Origin of the sequence: Kitasatospora sp. NPDC127067 (assembly GCF_042724755.1) — a bacterium.
Lineage (GTDB): Bacteria > Actinomycetota > Actinomycetes > Streptomycetales > Streptomycetaceae > Kitasatospora > Kitasatospora lactacystinica.
Map to the genome: position 1 here is coordinate 55,228 of NZ_JBHXEM010000003.1, position 21,789 is coordinate 77,016.

Genomic DNA, 21,789 nt, shown 5'->3' on the forward strand with positions numbered 1-21,789 from the left:
TTTTTTTTTTAAAACACAATGTTGCGGCGGGTGGGTTTATACCCGGCCGCCCCCCCCGCGCCCCGCCCCCCCCCGCCTGGCCCCCCCCGCCACGAGGGGAGACCAACGTGACACCGCCGGCCGCAGCCAGCGCCGCCGCCATCCGCACCGACGACCCGACCACCGACCCCGCCGCGGCCACTGCCGCGGCCGCCGACGCCCAGGCACCCGCCCCCACGGGGCTGCCCGGCAACGGCGACGACGACCCCGACGAACGCACCGCGGCGGACTCCGCCGCCCAGCGCCGCGCCCACGCGGCCTCCCACCCGTCGCCCGCCACCGCCCTTCCTGCGACGGGCTCCGCCCGGCCGCTCTCGTCGCCGACCGGCACCCGCTTCACCAGGCCCGGGGGGATGTTCTCCTCACTGCGCGTTCGCAACTACCGCTACTACTTCGCCGGCCAGGTGGTCTCCAACACCGGCACCTGGATGCAGCGCATCGCCCAGGACTGGCTGGTGCTGAGCCTCACCGGCAGCCCGCTCGCGGTCGGCATCACCACCGCCATGCAGTTCCTGCCGATGCTGCTGTTCGGCCTGTTCGGCGGCGTGCTCGCCGACCGGATGCCCAAGCGCCGGCTGCTGGTCTTCACCCAGGGCGCGATGGGCCTGCTGGCCGCCGGCCTCGCGGTGCTGACCGTCGGCGGCGTGGTGACGCCGTACTACGTGTACGCCTTCGCGCTGCTGCTCGGCCTGGTCACCGTGGTGGACAACCCGACCCGGCAGGCCTTCGTCTCCGAGATGGTCGGGCCCAAGGACCTCGCCAACGCCGTCAGCCTGAACGCCGCCAACTTCCAGACCGCCCGGCTGGTCGGCCCCGCCGTCGCGGGCCTGCTGATCGCCGCGGTCGGCAGCGGCTGGGCGTTCGCCGTCAACGCGCTGTCCTTCGCCGCCGTGATCGGCGGGCTGCTCGCGATGCGGGAGAGCGAACTGCGCCCGACCGAGCCGATCGCCCGCGAGAAGGGTCAGCTGCGCGAGGGGCTGCGGTACGTCAAGGAGCGGCCCGAGCTGCTCTGGCCGATGGTGCTGGCCGGGTTCATCGGCACCTTCGGCTTCAACTTCCCCACGCTGCTCTCCGGCTTCGCGTACGACACCTTCAAGGTCGGCGCCGGCCAGTACGGCCTGCTGAACACCGCGATGGCGATCGGCTCGCTGACCGGTGCGCTGCTCGCCGCCCGCCGGGGCGTGCCGCGGCTGCGCCGGCTGGTCGGCGCGGCGCTGGCCTTCGGAGCGCTGGAGGTGGTCGCCGCGTTCGCGCCCGACTACTGGACCTTCGCGCTGCTGCTGATGCTGGTCGGGGTCTTCGGGCTGAGCTTCAACACCTCGGTCAACTCCTCGCTGCAGCTGGCCACCGACCCCGCGATGCGCGGCCGGGTGATGGGCCTGCTGGTGCTGGTCTTCACCGGCGGCACGCCGATCGGCGCCCCGATCGTCGGTTGGGTGACCGCCTCGTACGGGCCCCGGCTCGGCCTGCTGGCCTGCGGACTGGTGTCCGCGGCGGCGGCCGGCACGGTCGGCCTGGTGCTGGCCCGCAGCGCGGACCTGCGGGTGCGGTTCGACCTGCACCCGGGCCGCGGCGGCCGGGTGGTGGCCTTCGTGCCGCGGACCGCGCCGGCGGCCAAGTCGGAGCTGGCCGCGGCCTGCTGACCGTCCGTCGGGCCCCCGGGAGGCGTCCCGGGGGCCCGTGGCGGTTCAGAGCCGGATGGCGAGGACCTGGCCCGGCCAGACGCCGTCCGGCCGCTCGACCTCGAAGCCCTCGGTCTCGGTGAAGCCGAGCGCGCGGTACTGGGCGACCAGCCCGCGGTCGGCGCCGGCGTAACAGTCCACCCGGAGCAGGCCGATGCCGCGGCGGCGGGCCTCCTCCACCGCGTCGGCGATCAGCGCGGCGCCGATGCCCGAGCCCTTGCGGGTGCGGTCGGTGACCAGGTTGCGGACGAACAGCTCGCGCTCGGCCACGGCGGGGACGTACGCGCCGCGCTCCTCGGACAGCACGCAGGAGCCGACCGTACGGCCCCGGTCGTCCACCGCGAGACGGATCAGGAACGGCTCGGCGCCGTACTTCGCGATGTGCTCCACCCGGGCCGGGTCGGTGCTGAAGGGCCGGTCGCCCCACTGGCCGGTGCGGCCGCGGCCGGCCAGCCAGGCCACGGCGCCGTCGAGCAGGGCGAGGACGTCGGGGATGTCCTCGCGGCCTCCGGTGCGGATCTTCACGCCGCTGGAATCGATCATGGATCCGTTCTATCCCGAACCGGGGTGCGCGGGAAGATTGATCCATGAGGTTGTTCGTGGCGGTGCTGCCGCCCGTCGAGGCGCTGCAGGGGCTCCTCGACGCGGTCGCGCCGCTGCGGGAGCTGCCCGGGGCGGAGCGGCTGCGCTGGACCGGCGTCGACGGCTGGCACCTGACCCTGGCCTTCCTGGGCGAGGTGCCGGCCGAGCGGCTGCCGGAGCTGGCGGCGGGCCTGGCCGCCGTCGCCGAGGTCCACCCGGTGCACCGGCTGCGGATCGCGGGCGCGGGGCGGTTCGGCGACCGGGTGCTCTGGGCCGGGGTCGAGGGCCGGACCTGGGCGCTGCGCCGGCTGGCCGACGCCGTCACCGCGGCCACCGCCGAGGTCACCGGTGCGACCGACGACTACGCCTTCCACCCGCACCTCACCCTCGCCCGGGCCGGCTCCTCGCGCGGCCACCGCAGGGCCGTGCGGCGGGTCGCGGCGGCCGAGCTGGACGGCCTGGTGGCGGCGCTGGCCGACTACCGGGGGCCGGAGTGGGACGCCACCGGGCTGCACCTGGTGCGCAGCGACCCGGGCGGCGGCTCCGTCCACTACGAGTCGCTGCGCACCTGGCCGCTGGCGGACTGGGGCTGAGGCCCCGGGGGCGGCTCCGGGACCGGGGTCGCGAGGCCCCGGCGGCGGGGCCGGGAAGGCCCGGGGCCAGGGCCCGGGAGGAGTCCGGGGCGGGGCCGGAGGTACGCTCGATGACCGTGGATCCCAAGACTCGTATGCGCATCGTCTCCGGCACCCTGGTGCTGATGCTGGTCGTCGTGCTGATCAGCTCGCTGGTCGGCCGCTAGGGCGGCCCCCGGCGGGAGGACCCCCGGCCCGGCCCCGGAACGGCGAGAGGGCCACCGCCCGTCGGCGGTGGCCCTCGGCCGTGTCCTCGGGGGACCGGTCAGACCTGCGCGAGCTGCTCGACCACGTGGTCGATGCAGTGGGTGAGCGCCTCGACGTCCGCCGGGTCGATCGCCGGGAACATCGCGATGCGCAGCTGGTTGCGGCCCAGCTTGCGGTACGGCTCGGTGTCCACGATGCCGTTGGCACGCAGTGCCTTGGCGACCGCGGCGGCGTCCACCGACTCGTCGAAGTCGATGGTGCCGACCACCTGGGAGCGCTCGGCCGGGTTCGCCACGAACGGGGTGGCGTAGGCGGACTTCTCGGCCCAGGAGTACAGCCGGGACGAGGAGTCCGCGGTGCGGGCGACCGCCCAGTCCAGCCCGCCGTTGCCGTTCAGCCACTCCAGCTGGTCGGCCAGCAGGAAGAGGGTGGAGAGCGACGGGGTGTTGTACGTCTGGTCCTTCGACGAGTTGTCGATGGCCGTCGGCAGCGAGAAGAACGGCGGGATGTAGCGGCCGGAGCCGGCGATCTCGGCGGCGCGCTCCAGCGCGGCCGGGGAGAAGGTCGCCAGCCACAGGCCGCCCTCGGAGGCGAAGGACTTCTGCGGGGCGAAGTAGTAGACGTCCGTCTCGGTGATGTCCACCGGCAGGCCGCCGGCGCCCGAGGTCGCGTCCACCAGGACCAGCGAGCCCTCGTCCGCGCCCACCGGACGCCGGATCGGCATCGCGACGCCGGTCGAGGTCTCGTTGTGGGTGAGCCCGTAGACGTCCACGCCGGCCTCGGCGACCGGCAGCGGGTGGGTGCCCGGGGCGGTCTTGATCACGGTCGGCTCGCCGAGCCACGGCGCGGCCTTGACCGAGGAGGCGAACTTCGAGGAGAACTCGCCGAAGTCCAGGTGCTGGGACTTCTCCCGCACCAGGCCGAAGGCGGCGATGTCCCAGAAGGCGGTGGAGCCGCCGTTGCCGAGGACGACCTCGTAGCCGTCCGGCAGCGAGAACAGGCTGCTCACGCCCTCGCGCACGCGCTTGACCAGGTCCTTGATCGGGGCCTGGCGGTGCGAGGTGCCGAGCAGGGAGGTCTGGGTCGCGGCGAGGGCACTCAGGGCCTCGGGGCGCACCTTGGACGGTCCGCAGCCGAAACGGCCGTCTGCGGGCTTGATGTCAGCGGGGATCTGGATCTGAGCCACGCGCGCAGCCTACCGGCCGGAGGGTTCGGCGGGGTACGGCCGTCCGCCCGCTGAGACCGTGATCACTGCTGCCCGGAGGCGGGCCGGAGAGCTGCGGCAGCGGGCCCGGCCGGAGCCGGACCCGCTGCTCAGGGGCACTGTCCGGACGCTCGTCCGGTATTCCCTGGGAGGGGATCAGTGGACGATGGCGTCCCAGCCCTCGATCTCCTCGGGGCGGCGCGGGCCGGGGCCGATGTAGCGCGCGGAGGGGCGCACGAGCCGGCCCGTGCGCTTCTGCTCCAGGATGTGCGCCGACCAGCCGGCAGTGCGCGCACAGGTGAACATCGAGGTGAACATGTGCGCCGGGACCTCGGCGAAGTCCAGCATGATGGCGGCCCAGAACTCGACGTTGGTGGCCAGCACGCGGTCGGGGCGACGGTTGTGCAGCTCCTCCAGCGCGGCCTTCTCCAGCGCCTCGGCGACCTCGAAGCGCGGCGCGCCGAGCTCCTTGGCGGTGCGGCGCAGCACCCGGGCGCGCGGGTCCTCGGCGCGGTAGACGCGGTGGCCGAAGCCCATCAGGCGCTCGCCCTTGTCCAGGGCGTTCTTGACCCAGGCGGTCGCGTCGCCGGTGCGCTCGATCTCCTCGATCATGCCGAGCACGCGCGACGGCGCGCCGCCGTGCAGCGGGCCGGACATCGCGCCGACCGCGCCGGAGAGGGCGGCCGCGACGTCGGCGCCGGTGGAGGCGATGACCCGGGCGGTGAAGGTGGAGGCGTTCATGCCGTGCTCGGCGGCCGAGGTCCAGTAGGCGTCGACGGCCTTGACGTGCTTCGGGTCCGGCTCGCCCCGCCAGCGGATCATGAACCGCTCGACGACCGTCTCGGCCTTGTCGATCTCGCTCTGCGGGACCATCGGCAGGCCCTGGCCGCGGGCCGACTGGGCGACGTAGGACAGGGCCATCACGGCGGCCCGGGCGAGGTCGTCGCGGGCCTGCTCGGCGTCGATGTCCAGCAGTGGCTTGAGGCCCCAGACCGGGGCGAGCATGGCGAGTGCGGACTGCACGTCGACCCGGATGTCGCCGGAGTGCACGGGGATCGGGAACGGCTCGGCGGCCGGCAGGCCGGGGTTGAACTTGCCGTCCACCAGCAGGCCCCAGACGTGGCCGAAGGAGACGTTGCCCACCAGGTCGTCGATGTCGACACCGCGGTACCGCAGGGCGCCGCCCTCACGGTCGGGTTCGGCGATCTCGCTCTCGAACGCGACGACTCCCTCAAGCCCGGGTACGAAATCGGACATGCGACGGCTCCCTCAGTTCTGTGATCGGCGCTCCGCCGTGGTGGGGCGGCGCACCAGTGACCGAATGGTGTTTGGCACTCGGTGCCAGAGTGACAGGCACGGGGTGCATTGCGCCATACACCACCGTGGTGATGTTTCCCGCGGGCCCGCTCGACCTGCCCGCCGGGCGGGCAAGTCGAGCCCGGGGGAGCCCCGGAACCCCCGCGATCCCGGGAACCAAACGCCTTGTTCCGGACAATTCCCCACGGGGCGGGCGGTCAAGCGGCGGCGGGTCACCTCATCTCCCACCGGGGTTTGTCCGGAGGTAGCGGCGCCCGTTGCTTGTCGTACGGGATGATGTTGGCGTGCAGACCCCGGATCGCGCCCAGTCGACGCCCCCGAGCCCCGCCAACCGGACCCTGGCCGACGAGGCCCGCCCCGGACCGGACCTCACCGTGATGCGCAAGCACTACAGCCACGAGGGCCTGGTCGAGGAGCGGCTCGCGCCCGAGCCGATCGGCCAGTTCACCCGCTGGTTCCACGAGGCGGACGACGCCGGGGTGGTGGAGCCCAACGCCATGGTGCTCTCCACCGCCGACGCCGAGGGGCGGCCCAGCTCGCGCACCGTCCTGCTCAAGGGCTACGACCTGCGCGGCTTCGTGTTCTTCACCAACTACGGCTCCCGCAAGGGCTCCGAGCTGGCCGCCAACCCGTACGCGGGGCTGCTCTTCCCGTGGATCGCGCTGGCCCGCCAGGTGATCGTCCAGGGCCGGGTGGAGAAGGTCGGCCGGGACGAGACCGCCGCCTACTTCCGCACCCGCCCGCACGGCTCCCAGCTGGGCGCCTGGGCCAGCGAGCAGTCCAGCCCGGTCGGCGGCCGGGAGGTCCTCGAACAGCGCTACGCCGAGCTGGAGCGGCGCTACCCGGAGGGCGAGGGCGTGCCCGTCCCGCCGTTCTGGGGCGGGTACCGGGTGGTCCCGCAGAGCGTCGAGTTCTGGCAGGGCCGGGAGAACCGGCTGCACGACCGGCTCCGCTACGTCGCCGACCCGTCCGGCCCGACGGGGTGGCGGGTGGAGCGGCTCTGCCCGTGATCCCTTCGGCCCAAAGGCTCCGCGCGGCGTCCGCGCGGAGCTGATGGACCGTCATCCGTCCGGTAGGATGCCCGTCGCGGACCTGGGCCGATGCAGCTCCGGCCGGCGGCCCGCCGTGCCGACACGATCGAGTGAGGGACTGAGTGAGGGACTGATGGGCGTCACCGGTGCGGGAACCGCCGCTGGACTCGGCTCTGACCTGGTCGACGTCGCCGCCCTGCCGCTCGACGAACTCGACGCCCTGCCCGACACCGTCCTCGGTGACCTGCTGCGCCGGGTGGTCGCGGACGCCCTGACCCCCGGCGCGGAGCCGCTCGCGGCCTTCCAGTCGGCGCTCGACCGGTAGCACCGCGGGAGCCCGCGCCCCCGCGCCCGGCGCGTCGAGCCCGACGGGCGCCCGCGCCCCCGCCGGTGCGCCCCCTGAGCGCCGGAGCGCCCCCGGCCGGGGAAATGCGCTTGACCACCGGCTAAACCCCACGAGGCGGCCGAATCCGCCAACTCGCCAGCGTGGACGGTGGAGTTCGGGACATGCTGGGGTATGAAACCAGCGCCGTCGCGGACCGTTGGGCACGGGGGGAACAGGTGATGGAGCAGGAACTACACCGGCCGTACTTCTTCTTCAGCTACGCGCGTCGGGACTTCGAGGCCGAGGACGCCTTCGTCAACCAGTTCTTCAACGACCTGCGGGACGAACTCGGGCGGCTGGTCGGCACCGGCGTGCGCAGCGAGGAACTGGCCTACCGGGACACCGAGCAGCTGCGCCTGGGCGACGACTGGGCCGAGCGGCTGGCCACGATGCTCGGCCGCAGCCGGACCATGATCGCGCTCTACTCCCCGGCCTACTTCACCAGCCTCTACTGCGGCAAGGAGTGGACCGCCTTCCGCGGCCGGGTCCGGCGCCACCACGAGGAGACCGGGGAACTCATCCCGGCGCTCGTCCCGGTGCTCTGGGAACCCGTCGAGTCGGGCGACCTGGCCGACGAGGTCAACAAGATCCAGTGGGCCCAGCCGGACATGGGCGAGGCCTACGCCCGGTACGGCCTGCGGGCACTGCTGCGCACCGCGCAGGGCGGGGCGTACGAGCAGGTCGTCCGGGTGGTCGCGGAGCGGGTCCGGGACGCGGCCGCGCGCCGGCTCGGCGAGCTGCCCGAGTTCGACCTCGGCGCCGTGCGCGGCTACTTCCCGCCCCCGGCGGCGCCGCCCGCGGCGTCCGCCCCCGGGATGGTGCGGCTGTTCATCGCGGCCGGGCGTGCCTCGGAGTCCGCCGCCGGGCGCGCCTCGGAGTCCGCCGCCGAGGGCGGCTGGTACGGCTCCAAGCCGTGGCACTGGGCGCCCTACCACCCGCCCGTCCAGCCGTCCCTGGCGGCCCGCGCCCAGCAGGTGATCACCGGCGCCGGGCACACCACCACGCTGGAGGAGGTCGACACCGCCCTCGCCGACAAGCTCGACCAGGCCCGTGAGGACAGCCAGGTCAGCATCCTGCTGGTGGACCCGTGGGTGGCCGGGGCCGAGCGCTACCGCTCCGCGCTGCGCGCGTACGACGAGCAGAACCACCCCGTCACCGGTGTGATGGTGCCCACCGGCAGCGGCGACCCGGCCGACGGGCCGGGGCGCGACGCGCTCTGGGCGGGCGTGCGCGACGTGTTCCGGCGCAACTGGCTGCGCCGGAGCGACCTGGAGCACTTGTTCCGGGTCAAAGTGAGCCGGGAGAGCTTCGACAACGACCTCACCATCATGGTGACGGTCGCTCAGAACAAGCTCATGGACGACAACCTGGATTGGGGGGACGATGGCGGCGACGCCTTCGGCCTCGGCCCCGGCGGCCCGGACACCGGCCCGGCGATGCCCGGGCTGACCATCCCGGCCGGCCCGCCGGGGCCCCGCCTGGGGCCCGCACGCGTCAACCGGGGCCTCCCGGGTTCCACCGACCTGCCGCACCAGAGCCGGGGCAAGGACACCGCTGTCCCGCTGAGGGGGGAGAAGAACGATGACCACTGAGCCCGGCGCGGATCCGGAGCGCGGCGGACCGGGATCGGTCGTCACGTTCTACTCCTTCAAGGGCGGCACCGGCCGCACCATGGCGCTCGCCAACGTCGGCTGGATCCTCGCCAGCCGCGGCCTGCGCGTCCTGGTCGTCGACTGGGACCTGGAGGCGCCCGGCCTCCACCGGTACTACCACCCGCTGCTGGTCGACCCGGAACTGCACTCCACCGACGGCCTGATCGACCTGCTGCGCTCCTACGTCAAGCAGGCGCTGCCCTCCACCACCGGGCCGGTCGGGCAGTCCCCGGCCGCCTGGCTGGACGAGCCCGGGCGCCTGGACGGCTACGTCTGCGGCCTCGCCCTCGACCTGCCGCCCGGCGGCCGGCTCGACTTCCTGCCCGCCGGCCGGCAGAACGCCGCCTACGCCGCCGCCGTCACCAGCTTCAACTGGCGCAGCTTCTACCACGGCCGGGACATCCGCGGCGGCGAGTTCCTGCGCGAGCTGCGCGACCGCTGGGCCCGCGGCTACGACTACGTGCTCATCGACAGCCGCACCGGCGTCAGCGACACCTCCGGCATCTGCACCGTCCTGATGCCCGACACCGTGGTGGACTGCTTCACCTTCAGCGTCCAGAACATCCGCGGCGGCGTCGACGCGGCCCGCGACATCGCCGCGGCCGAGGAGCGGGCGATCCGGGTCCTGCCGGTGCCGATGCGGGTCGAGGACGCCGAGCAGGAGCGCCTGGAAGCCGGCCGCGACTACGCCCGGGAGGCCTTCGCCCCCTACCTCGGCCGCTGGCTGGCCGGCGACCGCCGGGCCGGCTACTGGGCCGACGTCGAGGTGCCGTACAAGCCCTTCTACGCCTACGAGGAGGTGCCCGCCACCGTCGCCGACCGGCCGCAGGAGGCCCGCAGCCTGCTCAACGCCTTCGAGCGGCTGGCCGGCTGGATCACCGACGGCCGGGTCCGCGCCCTGCGCCCGCTCACCGCCGAGACCCGCCGCCGGCTCTACGGCGCCTACCTGCGCTCCGCCCGGGCGGTTCCGCGCCAGGTGTTCGTCAGCTACGCCCCCGAGGACCGGATGTGGGCCGAGTGGGCCGCCGGGACGCTCACCCGCTTCGGCTACCAGACCTCCCTGCACAGCGCCGCGGAGCCGTACAGCGGCCCCCGGCCGCCGGAGGTCGCCGGGCCGGTCGACGGCCAGGGCCGGCTGCTCGCGCTGCTCTCGCCCGAGTACACCGCGCTGCCCCGTGCGGCCGAGGTCTGGCAGCTCCTCCAGGGGCGCGAACTCGCCTCCGGATCACCGTCGTTGGTCGCCTTCCGGCTCCAGGACTCGGACGAGCCGGTGCCCCGCCCGTTCACCGGGCCGCCGGTGCCCGACCTGGTCCGCTCCTCCGCGGTCGGCGCCGAGTCCCAGCTCTACGCCGAACTCGGCCCGCCGCCCGGCAGCAGCCGTCAATCGGACACCGACAGCGGGGAGTTCGCCGCCCCCGCGCGGTTCCCCGGCACCGCCCCGCAGGTCCAGGAGGCGCCCTCGCGCAACGCCGCCTTCATCGGCCGCGGCAAGCTGCTCGAACTGCTCCGCAACCGCTTCACCGGCGGGCCCGCCGCCGTGCTCAGCCAGGTGCTCTACGGCTTCGGCGGCGCGGGCAAGTCCCAGATCGCCGCCGAGTACGCGCACCGCTTCAAGGCCGCCTACGACGTGGTCTGGTGGGTGCCCGCCGAGGAGCCCGCCAACATCCCGCAGAAGCTCGCCGAACTCGCGCCCCGGCTCGGCGTGCCCACCAGCGACGACGTCGCGCACACCGCCGCCGCCGTGCTCGACGCGCTGCGCCGCGGCCAGCCGTACCGCCGGTGGCTGCTCGTCTTCGACAACGCCGGCACCCCCGAGGAGCTCGCCCCCTGGCAGCCGGCCGGCTCCTCCGGCGGGCACGTGCTGATCACCTCCCGCAACCAGGGCTGGGCCCGGCACGCCGGCCTGGTGGAGGTCGACGTCTTCCTCCGCGAGGAGAGCGTCCGGCTGCTGCGCCGCTTCAACGGCGGGCTCTCCTCGGAGGACGCCGACCAGGTCGCGCAGCGCCTCGGCGACCTGCCGCTCGCCGTCGGCCAGGCCGCCGTCTGGCTCCAGGAGACGTCGATGCCGATCGCCACCTACCTCGAACTGCTCGACGAAGAGCTCACCGAGATGCTGGAGCGCACCCGGCTGCGCGCCGCCGACTACCCGCACTCGGCCGCCGCGACCTGGCGCATCTCGGTCGAGGAACTGCGCCGGATGAACGCCCCGGCCGCCCAGATCCTGGAGATCTGCGCCTTCTTCGGCCCGGACGCCATCCCGATGCGGCTGCTCTACAGCCGGGCCGTCACCCGCGCCCTGCGGCTGCCCCCGCGCGCGCCCCGCGACAAGCTCGCGATCGGCGAGTTCCTGCGCGCCATCAACCGCTTCGGGCTCGCCCGCACCGACCAGGGCAGCGAGACCATCACCGTGCACCGGCTGGTCCAGGCGGTGCTGCGGGACCAGGTCGAGGAGGAGCGGCGGGCCGAACTGCGCGGCGTCGTCCACGCCGCGCTCGCCACCGCCAACCCCGGCGACCCGGACGTGCCCGTGAACTGGGCCGAGTACGCCGAACTCCTGCCCCACCTCTGGCCGTCCGGAGCGCTCGACAGCGCCGACGAGGACGTCCGGCAGTGGATCATCGACTCGGTCCGCTACCAGTGGAAGCGCAGCCTGCACGAGTCCGGCCGGGAACTCGCCGAACGGACCCTGGAGCACTGGCGCCAGGACGGCTACGGCGGGCCCGGCTTCGACGTCGACAACGACGCCCAGACGCTCATGCTGCGCACCCAGCTGAGCAACATCCGCCGCTCCCAGGGCGCCCTCCAGGAGGCGTACGAGATGGACCGGGACATCCTGGAGCGCTTCACCGCGACCCTGGGCCCGGAGCACTCCCACACCCTCGCCGTCGCCAACAGCCTCGGCGCCGACCTGCGCTTCCTCGGCCGCTACGACGAGGCCCGGGCGCTCGACCGCCGCACCCTGGACGCCGCCCGGCGCACCCTCGGCCCGGACCACCCCCGCACCCTGATGATCACCAACAACCTCGCCGTCTCCGACTACCTGGCCGGCGACCGCCGGGCCGCCCTGGAACGGCACCGCAGCAACTACCTCCAGCAGCGCGACGCGCTCGGCGCGCACAGCCTCTACGCGCTCTCCTCGGCCTCCAACTACGCCCGCGACCTGCGCGAGACCGGGCGGCTGCGGGAGGCCCTGGACCTGCTGGAGGAGACCGTCCGGATCTACCAGCAGACCATCGGCGACAGCCACACCGACACCCTGCGCGCCCGCAAGAACCTGGCCGTGGCGCTGCGCCGGGCCGGCCGGTACCACGAGGCCCTGGAGATCGACGAGGACATCTACCAGCGCTACCTGGACATCAACGGCCCCGAGCACCCCGACACCCTGGCCGCCGCCACCAACCTGGCCAGCGACCTCAACGCGCTCGGCGACACCGGGCGGGCGATCCCGCTGGCCGAACGGGCGCTGGCGCGGTACCGCGACTACCTGGGCGAGAACCACCCGGTGACGCTGGCCGGCGCCAACAACCTCTCGGTGTACCTGCGGCTGGCGGGGCGCGCGACGGAGGCGCGCGAGCTGTCCGGCCGTACGCTGGCGCAGTTCCGCACCGTCCTCGGCGCGCACCACCTCTACATCCCGATCGCGATGATGAACCACGCCAACGACCTGTCGCTGGCCGGGGAGCTCCAGGACGCGCTCGACCTGGAACTGGAGGCCGCGCCGCTGATGACCGAGGCCCTCGGCCAGGACCACTACGACTCCATCGGCATCAACTCCAACCTCTCGCTGTCGATGGCCGCCCTCGGGTACGCCGAGCGGGCGGCGGAGCTGCGGGCGGACTGCATCCGGCGGGCCCGGATCACCCTGGGGGAGGAGCACCCGACGACGATCGCGGTGCGGGCCGGGACGCGGCTGGACTCCGACGTGGAGCCGCCGCACGTGTGACGGACGGTCGGCCGGCGTGGCCTAGGCTCACCGGCATGGTGCCGTTCCGGCAGTTCCTGCTGAAGATCCACAGTCGGTGCAACCTGGCCTGCGACTACTGCTACGTGTACGAGGGCGCGGACCAGAGCTGGCGCGGGCGGCCGCGGCGGATGGAACTCGCGACCGTCCGCCGCACCGCCCGGCGGATCGAGGAGCACGCGGCCGAGCACGGGCTGGACGAGGTGTCCGTGGTGCTGCACGGCGGCGAGCCGCTGCTCGTCGGCGCGGCCCATCTGGACGCGCTGCTGGCCGAGTTGGCGGCCGTCCGGCCCCGGACGCGGTTCACCGTGCAGACCAACGGGCTGCGGCTGCTGGACGAACCGGCCCTGCTCGACGTGCTGCACCGCCACCGGGTCGCGGTCGGGGTCTCGCTGGACGGCACCCGGGCCGACCACGACCGGCACCGCAGACTGCCCTCCGGCGCGGGCAGTTGGGCACGCACCGCCGAGGCGGTGCGGCTGCTCGGCTCGGACCGGCACCGGGACCTCTTCGCCGGCCTGCTGTGCGTCGTCGACCTGGAGTCGGACCCGGTGGCCACCTACGAGGCGCTGCTGGAGTTCGCGCCGCCCCGGATCGACCTGCTGCTGCCGCACGCGACCTGGCGGGAGCCGCCGCCCGGCGTCCGGCCGCGGCCGGTGCCGGACGCGCCGCCGTCGGGCGCGGAGCCGGCGCCGTACGGGCAGTGGCTGATCGCCGCCTTCGACCGCTGGTACGACGCGCCGCGCCGGGAGACCGGGGTGCGGCTGTTCGAGGAGCTGGCGGTGCTGCTGCTCGGCGGGCGGGCGGCCAGCGAGGCGGTCGGGCTGGCGCCCGTCGACCTGGTGGTGGTCGAGGCGGACGGGACGATCGAGCAGGCGGACAGCCTCAAGGTGGCCTACGACGGCGCCCCCGGGACCGGCCTGGACGTGTGGCGGCACGGCTTCGCGCGGGCGGGCGCGCACCCGGCCTTCCGGGCCCGCCAGCGCGGCCTCGCGGGCCTCGGGCCGGTCTGCGCCGGCTGCCCGCTGGCCCGGGTCTGCGGCGGGGGGCTGTACGCGCACCGGTACGCGGGGGACGGTTTCGGGCACCCGTCGGTGTACTGCGCGGACCTGGACCGGCTGGTCCGGCACATCGCGGGGCGCCTGCGGGCGGGGGTGGCGGGGCTGGCGGGGAGCTGAGGACCGGTGCGGGGCAGGCGTCGGGCGTCGGGCGGTGGGTTCCTGGTGGGCGTCGGGCGTCGGGCGTCGGCGGGCGGCGGTTCGGCTCACCCGTCCGGGTCATGCCCGGCCGCCGTCCGGCTGATCCGCCCCGGCGCGGGGAGACTGCGGGCGGACCCGGCGGGTTGGGCGATGGGCCGGCCGACCGGGCCGGGAGCCGAACGGACGAGGAGGAGGACCGGTGGCGGGTACGGGCGAGGTGGTGGCGGCCGGGGTACCGGGCGCCCGCGGGGCGGACGGGCTGCCCCGGCACGGCGTGGACCGGGAGACGTTCCGGGCGATCGCGGGCGCGCGCGGCGGGCCGCAGGCCGTCCGGCTGCTGCGCGGCGGGCAGTTGAGCAAACGGGCGCTGCTGCTGCTGGCGCTGCGTCGGGCGGTGCCGGAGCACGACGGCTACCGGGAGGCGTACGCCCGGGTCCGGGCGCTGCAGCGGGACGACCGGGACCAGTGGGAGGAGGTGCTGCTGCGGCCCGAGTTGGACGCCTGGGCGGCCGACTGCCTCCGCGGCGCGGCGGCGGGGGAGGACGTTCCGCTCGGCGGACTGGGCGAGTTCCTCCGCCCCGGCTCCGGCACGCCCCTCGCGCTGGAGTGCGACGGGCTGCGCTGGGCGCCGTCGATCGACCACGCCGGCCCGCGCCGGGTGGACTACGGACGTCCGCCGGCCGGTCCGCTCGCCGACGCCGAACTCGGGCTCTGGGAACAGCGGTTGTCCGAGGCCTGGGACATCCTGGCGCGCCGTCACCGCCGTCATGCGGCGGCCGTCGCGGCCTGCGTGACCACCGTCGTCCCGCTGCGGCCCGCCCCCGGCGGGGAGGCGGTGAGCGCCGCCGCCCGGCGGGCCTACGGCGCGGTGGCGGCCTCGCTGCCGGGCGATCCGGTGCTGCTGGCGCTGGCCCTGGTGCACGAGTTCCTCCACGTCCAACTCGGCGCCCTGCTGGACCTGGTGCCGCTGCACCGCCCCAACGGCCCGGCCGTCCACCACGCCCCCTGGCGGCCCGACCCGCGCCCGGCCGGGGCGCTGCTCCAGGGGGCGTACGCGCACCTGGGCGTGGCGGACTTCTGGCGGGCGGAGGCGGCCGCCGGGGCGGGCGACGCCGCCCGCGCGCACGGGGAGTTCGCGCGCTGGCGGACGCACACCCTGGCCGCCGGGCGGACGCTCCTGGGCTGCGGCGAACTGACGTCGAGCGGGCTGGAGTTCACCGAGGAGCTGGTGCGGACCGTCCGGGAGCTCGGCGAGCCGGGGGAATGAATCCCGGACATCGGACGCTTGGCCGGATGGCGTGCTTGTCGGAGGGTTTCCCCGGGCACTCCCGGGGTGTGCCCAGGTACTGCTTCAGGTGCTGGTCCCGGTACGGGTTCTCTTCCGGATGCGGGCCCGGGCGCTCGTCCGGGTGCTCGTCCCGGCGGTGCGCTTCGGCGTGCGCCAGGGCGAAGTGCGCGACCGCTGAACGGGTGAATTCTGGGGGCTCAGCGCGCTGTCGTACGACGTGGACCGCCTGGGGAGTTCAACGTGAGTCCGCAAGGTGCCGCGCGGAGTCTTCGCTGGCACTACATTGGTCGCAACCGGGTGGGCTTACCCACCCTCGGCAGGTCCTAACCGCGCCTAAGGAAACGAATATGACCCCGGTAACCAGCACCAGGCCGGCCGGCAAGCTCACTGACCCTCAGGAGACGCCGGAACGCCCCTCCCTCGCCGATCTCGCCGCGCTCGGCGCGGAAGAGCTCGCCTCCCGGCTCCAGCGCGCGCTCCCCGGCGCGGAATCCGGCCTCGTGCCGGTCGCTGCCTTCAACTCCTCGATCTGACCCGACCCGGACCTCCGAGCGGAACCCAGACCGAGCAGACCGAACCGAGCCGAACAGTTCCATGACGACGTCGATTCCGCTGCCGTTGACGCAGTTCGTGGTCAAGATGCACAGCAGGTGCGATCTGGCCTGCGACCACTGTTACGTCTACGAGCACGCGGACAGCAGCTGGCGCTCCCGGCCGAAGGTCATCGCGGACGGGATCATGGCCAAGGCCGCCGAGCGCATCGGTGAGCACGCGGCCGCCCACCGGCTGCCCGCCGTCCGGGTCGTCCTGCACGGGGGAGAACCCCTGCTCGCCGGCCCGGACCGCTTGCGCCGCGCCGCCGGGACGCTCCGGGCGGCACTCCCGCCCGGCTGCGTGCTCGACCTGCGCATCCACACCAACGGCGTGCTGTTGAGCCGCGACTTCTGCTCGCTGTTCGCGGAGCAGGACATCAAGGTCGGCATCTCGCTGGACGGCGACCGGGCCGCCAACGACCGCCACCGGCGGTTCGCCGACGGACGCAGCAGCCACCCGCAGGTGCTGCGGGCGGTCGCGCTGCTGAACGAGCCCGAGTACCGGCACCTGTTCGCCGGGCTGCTGTGCACGATGGACGTCGAGAACGACCCGGTGGCCGTGTACCGGGCGCTGGCCGAACTCCGCCCGCCCGCCGTGGACTTCCTGCTTCCGCACGCCACCTGGGACGATCCGCCCGCGCGCCCCGCCGGACCGGCCACCACCCCGTACGCCGACTGGCTGCTGACCGTCCACGGGCTGTGGGAAGCGGACGGACGGCCGTTCGCCGTACGGACCTTCGAGTCCGTGCACCGGACCCTGCGTGGACTCTCCAGCCTCACCGAGTCGCTCGGCCTGGAGCCCTCCGACCTGGCGGTCCTGGAGACGGACGGGACCTTCGAGCAGGCCGACAGCCTGAAGACCGCGTACGACGGCGCGCCCGTCACCGGCATGAACGTTTTCGCGCACAGCCTCGACGACCTGGCCCGCCACCCCGGCATCGCCGCCCGCCAGTCCGGCCTGGCCGGGCTGAGCGAGGCCTGCCGCGCCTGCTCCGTGGTCCGCTCCTGCGGTGGCGGGCTGTACGCCCACCGCTATCGGAGCGACGATGGAGGAGGCAGCTTCGACCATCCCTCCGTCTACTGCGGTGATCTCATGACGTTCATCAACGGCATTGCGGGGAACGGGAGTTCGACTGGTGTTCCGGTGCGGGCGGCCGAGGCCGCCCGGTCCGGCGCCGAGCCGCTGCCGCCCGGCGCCCTCACCCCGTCGCAACTCGACGAGCTGGCGCGCGGATACGGGAGCGCGGAGACCATCGCCGCGCTCGGCCGCTCCCAACTCGCCCTCACCCGGGCGATGCTGGCCGCCGCCTGGGACGCCTCCGGACAGGGGCGCGCCGAGGCGTGGGCCCTGCTGACGGAGCTCGACGCGGCGGCCCCCGCCGCCGTGGACACCGTGCTCGCCCACCCGTACGCCCGCTCCTGGGCGGCCCGCAGACTCGCCGGGGACCTGCCGGTCGGGCTCGGCCCGCTGGCCGCGCTCGCCGCGGCGGCCGCGGTGCGGGCCGGGCGGGGGGACGCGGTGGCGGTGCCCGTCCGCGGCGGGTGGCTGCACCTGCCGACGCTCGGCCGGATCGCCGTACCCGACGGCGAGGCCGTGGTCACCGGGCGGGCCGACGGCTTCGAGGTGCGGGCGTCCGACGGCTCGGTGCGCACCGTGCCGGACGAACCGCTGCGGCGGGTCCGGCTGGCCGGCGGCTGGACGGTCGCCCTGGAGGACACCGACCCGCTGCGCGACAGCCACGACCACCCGGTGGCGGACCGCCTGTCCGAGGGCGAACTGCTCGACTGGACGGGCGCGTTGCGCGAGGCCTGGGAGCTGCTCGGGCGGGACCTGCCCGGGTACGCGGAGGGCATCCGGGCCGGCCTGGCGACGGTCACCCCGTTGCGGCCCGGCCCGACCGGCCGGGACGTCAGCTCGGCGGCCCGACAGGCGTACGGCGCGGTCGGCATCGCCCGGCCCGCCACCGCGCCGACCCTCGCCCTGCTGCTCGCGCACGAGTTCCAGCACGTCAAGCTCGGCGCGGTGCTGGACCTGACGGACCTGTACGACCGCGCCGACACCACGCTGTACCTCGCCCCCTGGCGGCCCGACCCCCGGCCGCTCGAAGGGCTGCTCCAGGGCACGTACGCCCACCTGGCCGTCACCGAGTACTGGGGCACCCGCACCCGCGCGTACGACGGACTGCCGGGACCGGCCGCCGACCGGGCACGGGAGCAGTTCGCGCTCTGGCGGCGGTACACCGCCGAAGCCGTGGAGCGGCTGGCGTCGTCCGGGGCCCTGACCGGGACCGGCTCGCGCTTCGCCGACGGCATGCGTGCCACCGTGGCACCCTGGCTCGCCCTGCCGCTGCCCGCCGCCGCCGAGCAGGCGGCCGACCGGGTACGGCGCGAACGGGCCGGGGTCTGACCTCCCACTCCCGCCGCCCCGGGTCCTCCCTCGCCCGGGGCCATCAACCCCGGGGAAACGCCATCCTCACCGAACCCCGCGGCGGCGTCGCCGTCGCCTCCCCCGTCCATCCCCTCGTCCGCGACCTCGCCGACCTCGGGGTCCGTCCGGGCACGGTGCTGCACGTCCAGGCGTCCCTGCGCGCCCTCGGACCGGTGCCCGGAGGGGCGGCCGGTGTGGTCGAGGCCCTGCTCGAAGTCCTCGGCCCCGACGGCACCCTGGTCGCCTACACCGCCACGCCCGAGAACTCCGCCACCTCCCGCGTCCACCAGCGCGCCACCGCAGGTCTCTCCCCGGCGGCGGTGGCCGACTACCAGGCCCGGATGCCCCGCTTCGATCCGGCCACCACCCCGGCCTCGCCCTCCATGGGGGCGCTGTCGGAGGCGGTCCGCACCCACCCGGGCGCACTGCGCAGCCACCACCCGCAGACCTCCTGGGCGGCCGTGGGCCGGCTCGCCCGGGAGATCACCGGGCGCCACCCGCTGACCTCCCACCTCGGCCCGGAGTCGCCGCTCGGGCGGCTCTACGAACTGGACGCCCGGGTGCTGATGCTCGGCGTGCCGATGGGCCGGTTCACCGCCTTCCACCTGGCCGACCTGCGCATGCCCGACGTCACGGTGCGCGAGTACCGCTGCGTCGGCGCGGACGGCTGGACCACCTTCCGGGCCCCCGACCTCGACGACCTCCACTTCGACCGCCTCGGGGAGGAGGTCCTGCGCACCGCCCGCGGCATCACCACCGCCCGCATCGGCACCGCCGACTGCCGGCTCGTCCCGGTGCGGGAGGCCGTCGACCTCGCCGAGGCCGTCCTGCGCCGCGGCCGCCCCTGAACCCCGCTCCTCGTTCGCACCCCTCAACACCTGATCCCGCCCCTCCTCCTCGCCCCGCCCCTCCTCCTCGCCCCGCCCGTCCCCGTCGCGTGCGCGGGGAGTCGGCCCGGCCGACTTCCCGCGAGACTTCGGTGGTTGGTGTTTCGGCGGAGGGGCCGGCGGGTGCGGGACGTCCGGGCGGTGCGGGGAAAATCCAGCGGGTCGGGCGTCCGTGCGGTGCTACGGTCGGGCGCCATGAGCTGGCTTCCCGATGACTTCGTCCATCCCGTCCAGGTGCCGCTGCCGGGCGGGGCCCATCACCTGCGGCCGGTCCGGGAGGCGGATGCCCCGCTCGACTACCCGGCCGTGATGGGCTCGCGCGAACGGCTGTGGACCCTCTTCGGTCCGGCCTGGGGCTGGCCCGCGGCCACCATGACCTTCGAGGCCAACCAGGCCGACCTGCTGCGGCACGAGAAGGAGATCGCCGCACACCAGTCCTTCAACTACGCGCTGCTCGACGCGGCCGAGACGGCCCTGCTCGGCTGCGTCTACATCGACCCGCCCGCGAAGGCCGGTGCGGACGGCGAGATCGCCTGGTGGGTGGTGGACGAGCTGGTGGGCAGCGAGGTCGAGCGGGCCATGGACGCCCTGGTGCCGCGGTGGATCGCCGCCGACTGGCCGTTCGAGCGGCCCCGCTTCCTCGGCCGTGAGATCTCCTGGTCGGACTGGCTCGCCCTGCCCGCGCACGCCGGCGCGTGAGCCGACCTCGTCCCCCGTGCCCCGGCCCACGCCGGGGCGCGGGGGACGAGCGTCATGGGCCCCTGAGGGCGCGGGCGTACCGGGCACGCCGGCGTGCACCCGGCGGCTACGGCCCGACCGGTTCCAGCCGGAGCCGCCGGGACGGCCAGGGGGCCGGCTCGGCGGGGCCGAACCAGACGCGGACGTCCTCGCCGGTGCGGACGGGCAGTCGGGGGAAGTCGTTCTCGGCGTGCTCGGTGCGGTGCAACGCATGCTCCGGGAGCAAGTGTTCGGTGGCGAAGGAGTCGAAGGCGCCGCCGTGGACGGTCGCCGAGGCGGCCGGGTGGCAGACGGTGGCGAGGACCTCTCGGCCGCCCGCACGCGATGTGAATCCGGGGCCGCGCAGCAGCAGGACGTCGTCGCTGTCGACCATGGTGGCGTTGGCCGCATCGCGGTGCTCCTGCCAGACCGGGCCGCCGTAGAAGGCCTCCAGGGCGCGCCGCCGGTCGGCCATGTCGGGGAAGGCGCGCAGCCAGACGAAGCGGTCCGGATCGTCGAGGTCGCGGAAGCGGCCGCCGACGGTGATGCCGACCGCCTGCTGGCCGGTCACGAACTCGCGCTCGAACAGCTCGATCAGGGTCTCCCGGGCGCCGGGGTGCAGGGTGTACTGGCGGAGTTCGACGATGAGGTTCATGCCGTGGCCGCGCCGGTGCGGGTGAAGTCGTTCATGCGCCGCAGCGTAGGAGTGCTCTCCTGACACCACCTGTCAGTGAATACTGGGCGGCATGCGCGCGAGTCGGCTGGTCGCCCTGCTCCTGCTGCTCCAGAACCGGGGCCGGCTGACCGCCGAGCAGTTGGCGGGGGAGCTGGAGGTCTCCGTCCGTACGGTCTACCGGGACGTCCAGGCGCTCGCCGCCGCCGGAGTCCCGCTGTACGGCGACGCCGGACACGCCGGCGGGTACCGGCTGGTCGACGGCTACCGGACCCGCCTCACCGGGCTGACCGCCGACGAGGCCCAGGCCGCCTTCCTCGCCGCACTCCCGGGCGCCGCCGCCGAGTTGGGCCTCGGCGAGGCGCTCACCGCCGCCCAGCTCAAACTGCGGGCGGCCCTGCCGGCGGAGCTGCGCGAGCACGCCGGGCGGATCCAGGAGCGCTTCCTGCTCGACGCGCCCGGCTGGTACGGCGCGGCGGACGAGACCCCGCACCTGGCCGCCGTCGCCGCCGCGGTGTGGGAGCGGCGGGCGGTGGTGCTGCGGTACCGGCGCTGGCGGGCGCCGGAGGAGATCGAGCGGCGGGTGGAGCCGTACGGGCTGGTGCTCAAGGCCGGGCGCTGGTACCTGGTCGCGGCCGGTCCGGGCGGGATGCGTACGTACCGGGTCGATCAGGTCGTCGGACTGCGCGCGCTGGACGAGGAGTTCGCGGTGCCGGACGGCTTCGGCCTGGGCGCGTACTGGACGGGCTACCTCGCCGACTTCCGGGCCCGGCTGCACACCGGGGAGGCGCTGGTCCGGCTCACTCCGGCGGGCGCCCGGCGCCTCGGGGTCGCCGCCGCGGACGAGGGCTGGACGGAGGCCCGGGTGCCGATCGAGTCGCTGGACCACGCGCACGGGGAGTTCCTGCGGCTGGGTGCCGACGTCGAGGTGCTGGAACCGGCCGAACTCCGTGACCGCATCGCCAGGACGGTACGGGCCCTGGCCGCCCGCTACGGGGGGTGATCCGCGGGCTCGGACAGCCGAGCGCCCGGCCGGCGGGGTGCCGGTCGGGCGGGGTCGGGCGGGTCAGGCGACGAAGTGGTCGAACTCGCCGGCCTTGGCGCCGAGCACCCAGGCGTTGAACTTGATGCGGGTGGTGGTGACGACGAGGGTGGGGTCGTCGGACTGCCGGATGTAGACGTGGTCGCCCTCGGAGGCGATCTCGATCCAGTCATCCTTGTCGCTGCTGGTGCTGGACCTCTGCCAGTCGAGGTGGTCCACGAGTGCCCTCCTGGTGGTGCGTGGCGGCCGTATCGAGGGTACTGGTCCCAG

General features: G+C 74.6%; 18 protein-coding genes. 13 read left to right on the plus strand and 5 right to left on the minus strand.

Annotated elements, in window-relative coordinates:
- Positions 1 to 107 precede the first annotated feature (107 nt).
- The gene (locus tag ACFWJ4_RS02150; protein ID WP_380538359.1) at positions 108 to 1,682 is read left to right on the plus strand and encodes an MFS transporter; all 1,575 of its coding nucleotides are present in this window, start codon (positions 108 to 110) and stop codon (positions 1,680 to 1,682) included.
- Between the two features lie 45 nt (positions 1,683 to 1,727).
- Here ACFWJ4_RS02150 and ACFWJ4_RS02155 read toward each other — a convergent pair whose 3' ends face one another.
- Positions 1,728 to 2,264: a GNAT family N-acetyltransferase gene (locus tag ACFWJ4_RS02155; RefSeq protein ID WP_380538361.1), complete on the minus strand. Its 537-nt coding sequence runs from the start codon at positions 2,262 to 2,264 to the stop codon at positions 1,728 to 1,730.
- 44 nt (positions 2,265 to 2,308) lie between these two features.
- Between ACFWJ4_RS02155 and thpR the strand changes: the two genes are divergently transcribed.
- The gene (gene thpR, locus ACFWJ4_RS02160; protein WP_380538363.1) at positions 2,309 to 2,896 is read left to right on the plus strand and encodes an RNA 2',3'-cyclic phosphodiesterase; all 588 of its coding nucleotides are present in this window, start codon (positions 2,309 to 2,311) and stop codon (positions 2,894 to 2,896) included.
- Between the two features lie 304 nt (positions 2,897 to 3,200).
- Here thpR and serC read toward each other — a convergent pair whose 3' ends face one another.
- Positions 3,201 to 4,328 (minus strand): phosphoserine transaminase, encoded by a 1,128-nt coding sequence (serC, locus tag ACFWJ4_RS02165; protein ID WP_380538364.1) that lies wholly within the window; start codon positions 4,326 to 4,328, stop codon positions 3,201 to 3,203.
- 174 nt (positions 4,329 to 4,502) lie between these two features.
- On the minus strand, positions 4,503 to 5,603 hold the full coding sequence (locus tag ACFWJ4_RS02170; protein ID WP_359913858.1) for a citrate synthase 2: 1,101 nt from the start codon (positions 5,601 to 5,603) through the stop codon (positions 4,503 to 4,505).
- 437 nt (positions 5,604 to 6,040) lie between these two features.
- Between ACFWJ4_RS02170 and pdxH the strand changes: the two genes are divergently transcribed.
- The 10 genes from pdxH (at position 6,041) to ACFWJ4_RS02220 (ending at position 19,786) form a co-directional block, all read left to right on the plus strand.
- The gene (pdxH, locus tag ACFWJ4_RS02175) at positions 6,041 to 6,673 is read left to right on the plus strand and encodes a pyridoxamine 5'-phosphate oxidase (protein ID WP_380538477.1); all 633 of its coding nucleotides are present in this window, start codon (positions 6,041 to 6,043) and stop codon (positions 6,671 to 6,673) included.
- 154 nt (positions 6,674 to 6,827) lie between these two features.
- Entirely contained in the window at positions 6,828 to 7,019 is a 192-nt protein-coding gene (gene fxsA / locus ACFWJ4_RS02180) for an FxSxx-COOH cyclophane-containing RiPP peptide (RefSeq protein WP_359913861.1), read from the plus strand.
- Between the two features lie 239 nt (positions 7,020 to 7,258).
- Complete coding sequence (locus ACFWJ4_RS02185) at positions 7,259 to 8,671, plus strand: TIR-like protein FxsC (RefSeq protein ID WP_380538365.1); 1,413 nt, start codon at positions 7,259 to 7,261, stop codon at positions 8,669 to 8,671.
- A complete protein-coding gene (fxsT, locus tag ACFWJ4_RS02190; RefSeq protein WP_359913866.1) occupies positions 8,661 to 12,674 on the plus strand; it encodes an FxSxx-COOH system tetratricopeptide repeat protein in 4,014 nt (1,337 codons plus the stop codon). Before ACFWJ4_RS02185 ends, fxsT begins: the two co-directional genes overlap by 11 nt.
- 35 nt (positions 12,675 to 12,709) lie before the next feature.
- Complete coding sequence (locus ACFWJ4_RS02195) at positions 12,710 to 13,870, plus strand: FxsB family cyclophane-forming radical SAM/SPASM peptide maturase (protein ID WP_380538367.1); 1,161 nt, start codon at positions 12,710 to 12,712, stop codon at positions 13,868 to 13,870.
- Positions 13,871 to 14,090: 220 nt separating this feature from the next.
- Positions 14,091 to 15,158: an aKG-HExxH-type peptide beta-hydroxylase gene (locus tag ACFWJ4_RS02200; RefSeq protein ID WP_380538369.1), complete on the plus strand. Its 1,068-nt coding sequence runs from the start codon at positions 14,091 to 14,093 to the stop codon at positions 15,156 to 15,158.
- A 368-nt stretch (positions 15,159 to 15,526) separates the two neighbouring features.
- Entirely contained in the window at positions 15,527 to 15,712 is a 186-nt protein-coding gene (locus ACFWJ4_RS02205; RefSeq protein ID WP_355268748.1) for a hypothetical protein, read from the plus strand.
- A 61-nt stretch (positions 15,713 to 15,773) separates the two neighbouring features.
- Complete coding sequence (locus tag ACFWJ4_RS02210) at positions 15,774 to 18,179, plus strand: FxsB family cyclophane-forming radical SAM/SPASM peptide maturase (RefSeq protein WP_380538371.1); 2,406 nt, start codon at positions 15,774 to 15,776, stop codon at positions 18,177 to 18,179.
- A 155-nt stretch (positions 18,180 to 18,334) separates the two neighbouring features.
- The gene (locus ACFWJ4_RS02215) at positions 18,335 to 19,048 is read left to right on the plus strand and encodes an aminoglycoside N(3)-acetyltransferase (protein WP_380538373.1); all 714 of its coding nucleotides are present in this window, start codon (positions 18,335 to 18,337) and stop codon (positions 19,046 to 19,048) included.
- 234 nt (positions 19,049 to 19,282) lie between these two features.
- Positions 19,283 to 19,786, plus strand: a complete 504-nt coding sequence (locus tag ACFWJ4_RS02220) for an N-acetyltransferase (protein ID WP_380538375.1) — start codon at positions 19,283 to 19,285, stop codon at positions 19,784 to 19,786.
- 106 nt (positions 19,787 to 19,892) lie between these two features.
- On the opposite strand, the gene ACFWJ4_RS02225 is transcribed toward ACFWJ4_RS02220, so the two are convergent.
- Complete coding sequence (locus ACFWJ4_RS02225; RefSeq protein ID WP_380538377.1) at positions 19,893 to 20,459, minus strand: NIPSNAP family protein; 567 nt, start codon at positions 20,457 to 20,459, stop codon at positions 19,893 to 19,895.
- A gap of 91 nt (positions 20,460 to 20,550) precedes the next feature.
- On the opposite strand from ACFWJ4_RS02225, the gene ACFWJ4_RS02230 reads away from it, so the two are divergent.
- Positions 20,551 to 21,480, plus strand: coding sequence for a helix-turn-helix transcriptional regulator (locus ACFWJ4_RS02230; protein WP_380538379.1), 930 nt, complete (start codon positions 20,551 to 20,553; stop codon positions 21,478 to 21,480).
- Positions 21,481 to 21,543: 63 nt separating this feature from the next.
- Here the strand turns inward: ACFWJ4_RS02230 and ACFWJ4_RS02235 are convergent, their stop codons facing one another.
- Positions 21,544 to 21,738, minus strand: a complete 195-nt coding sequence (locus tag ACFWJ4_RS02235) for a DUF397 domain-containing protein (RefSeq protein WP_359902156.1) — start codon at positions 21,736 to 21,738, stop codon at positions 21,544 to 21,546.
- Between the last annotated feature and the right edge of the window lie 51 nt (positions 21,739 to 21,789).

Excerpts from the sequence above, each read along its gene's own strand:
- ACFWJ4_RS02155 (WP_380538361.1), bottom strand. The coding sequence starts at position 2,264 with ATGATCGATTCCAGCGGCGTGAAGATCCGCACCGGAGGCCGCGAGGAC.
- thpR (WP_380538363.1), top strand. The coding sequence starts at position 2,309 with ATGAGGTTGTTCGTGGCGGTGCTGCCGCCCGTCGAGGCGCTGCAGGGG.
- ACFWJ4_RS02170 (WP_359913858.1), bottom strand. The coding sequence starts at position 5,603 with ATGTCCGATTTCGTACCCGGGCTTGAGGGAGTCGTCGCGTTCGAGAGC.
- pdxH (WP_380538477.1), top strand. The coding sequence starts at position 6,041 with ATGCGCAAGCACTACAGCCACGAGGGCCTGGTCGAGGAGCGGCTCGCG.
- fxsA (WP_359913861.1), top strand. The coding sequence starts at position 6,828 with ATGGGCGTCACCGGTGCGGGAACCGCCGCTGGACTCGGCTCTGACCTG.
- ACFWJ4_RS02185 (WP_380538365.1), top strand. The coding sequence starts at position 7,259 with ATGGAGCAGGAACTACACCGGCCGTACTTCTTCTTCAGCTACGCGCGT.
- fxsT (WP_359913866.1), top strand. The coding sequence starts at position 8,661 with ATGACCACTGAGCCCGGCGCGGATCCGGAGCGCGGCGGACCGGGATCG.
- ACFWJ4_RS02195 (WP_380538367.1), top strand. The coding sequence starts at position 12,710 with ATGGTGCCGTTCCGGCAGTTCCTGCTGAAGATCCACAGTCGGTGCAAC.
- ACFWJ4_RS02205 (WP_355268748.1), top strand. The coding sequence starts at position 15,527 with ATGACCCCGGTAACCAGCACCAGGCCGGCCGGCAAGCTCACTGACCCT.
- ACFWJ4_RS02210 (WP_380538371.1), top strand. The coding sequence starts at position 15,774 with ATGACGACGTCGATTCCGCTGCCGTTGACGCAGTTCGTGGTCAAGATG.
- ACFWJ4_RS02220 (WP_380538375.1), top strand. The coding sequence starts at position 19,283 with ATGAGCTGGCTTCCCGATGACTTCGTCCATCCCGTCCAGGTGCCGCTG.
- ACFWJ4_RS02225 (WP_380538377.1), bottom strand. The coding sequence starts at position 20,459 with ATGAACCTCATCGTCGAACTCCGCCAGTACACCCTGCACCCCGGCGCC.
- ACFWJ4_RS02230 (WP_380538379.1), top strand. The coding sequence starts at position 20,551 with ATGCGCGCGAGTCGGCTGGTCGCCCTGCTCCTGCTGCTCCAGAACCGG.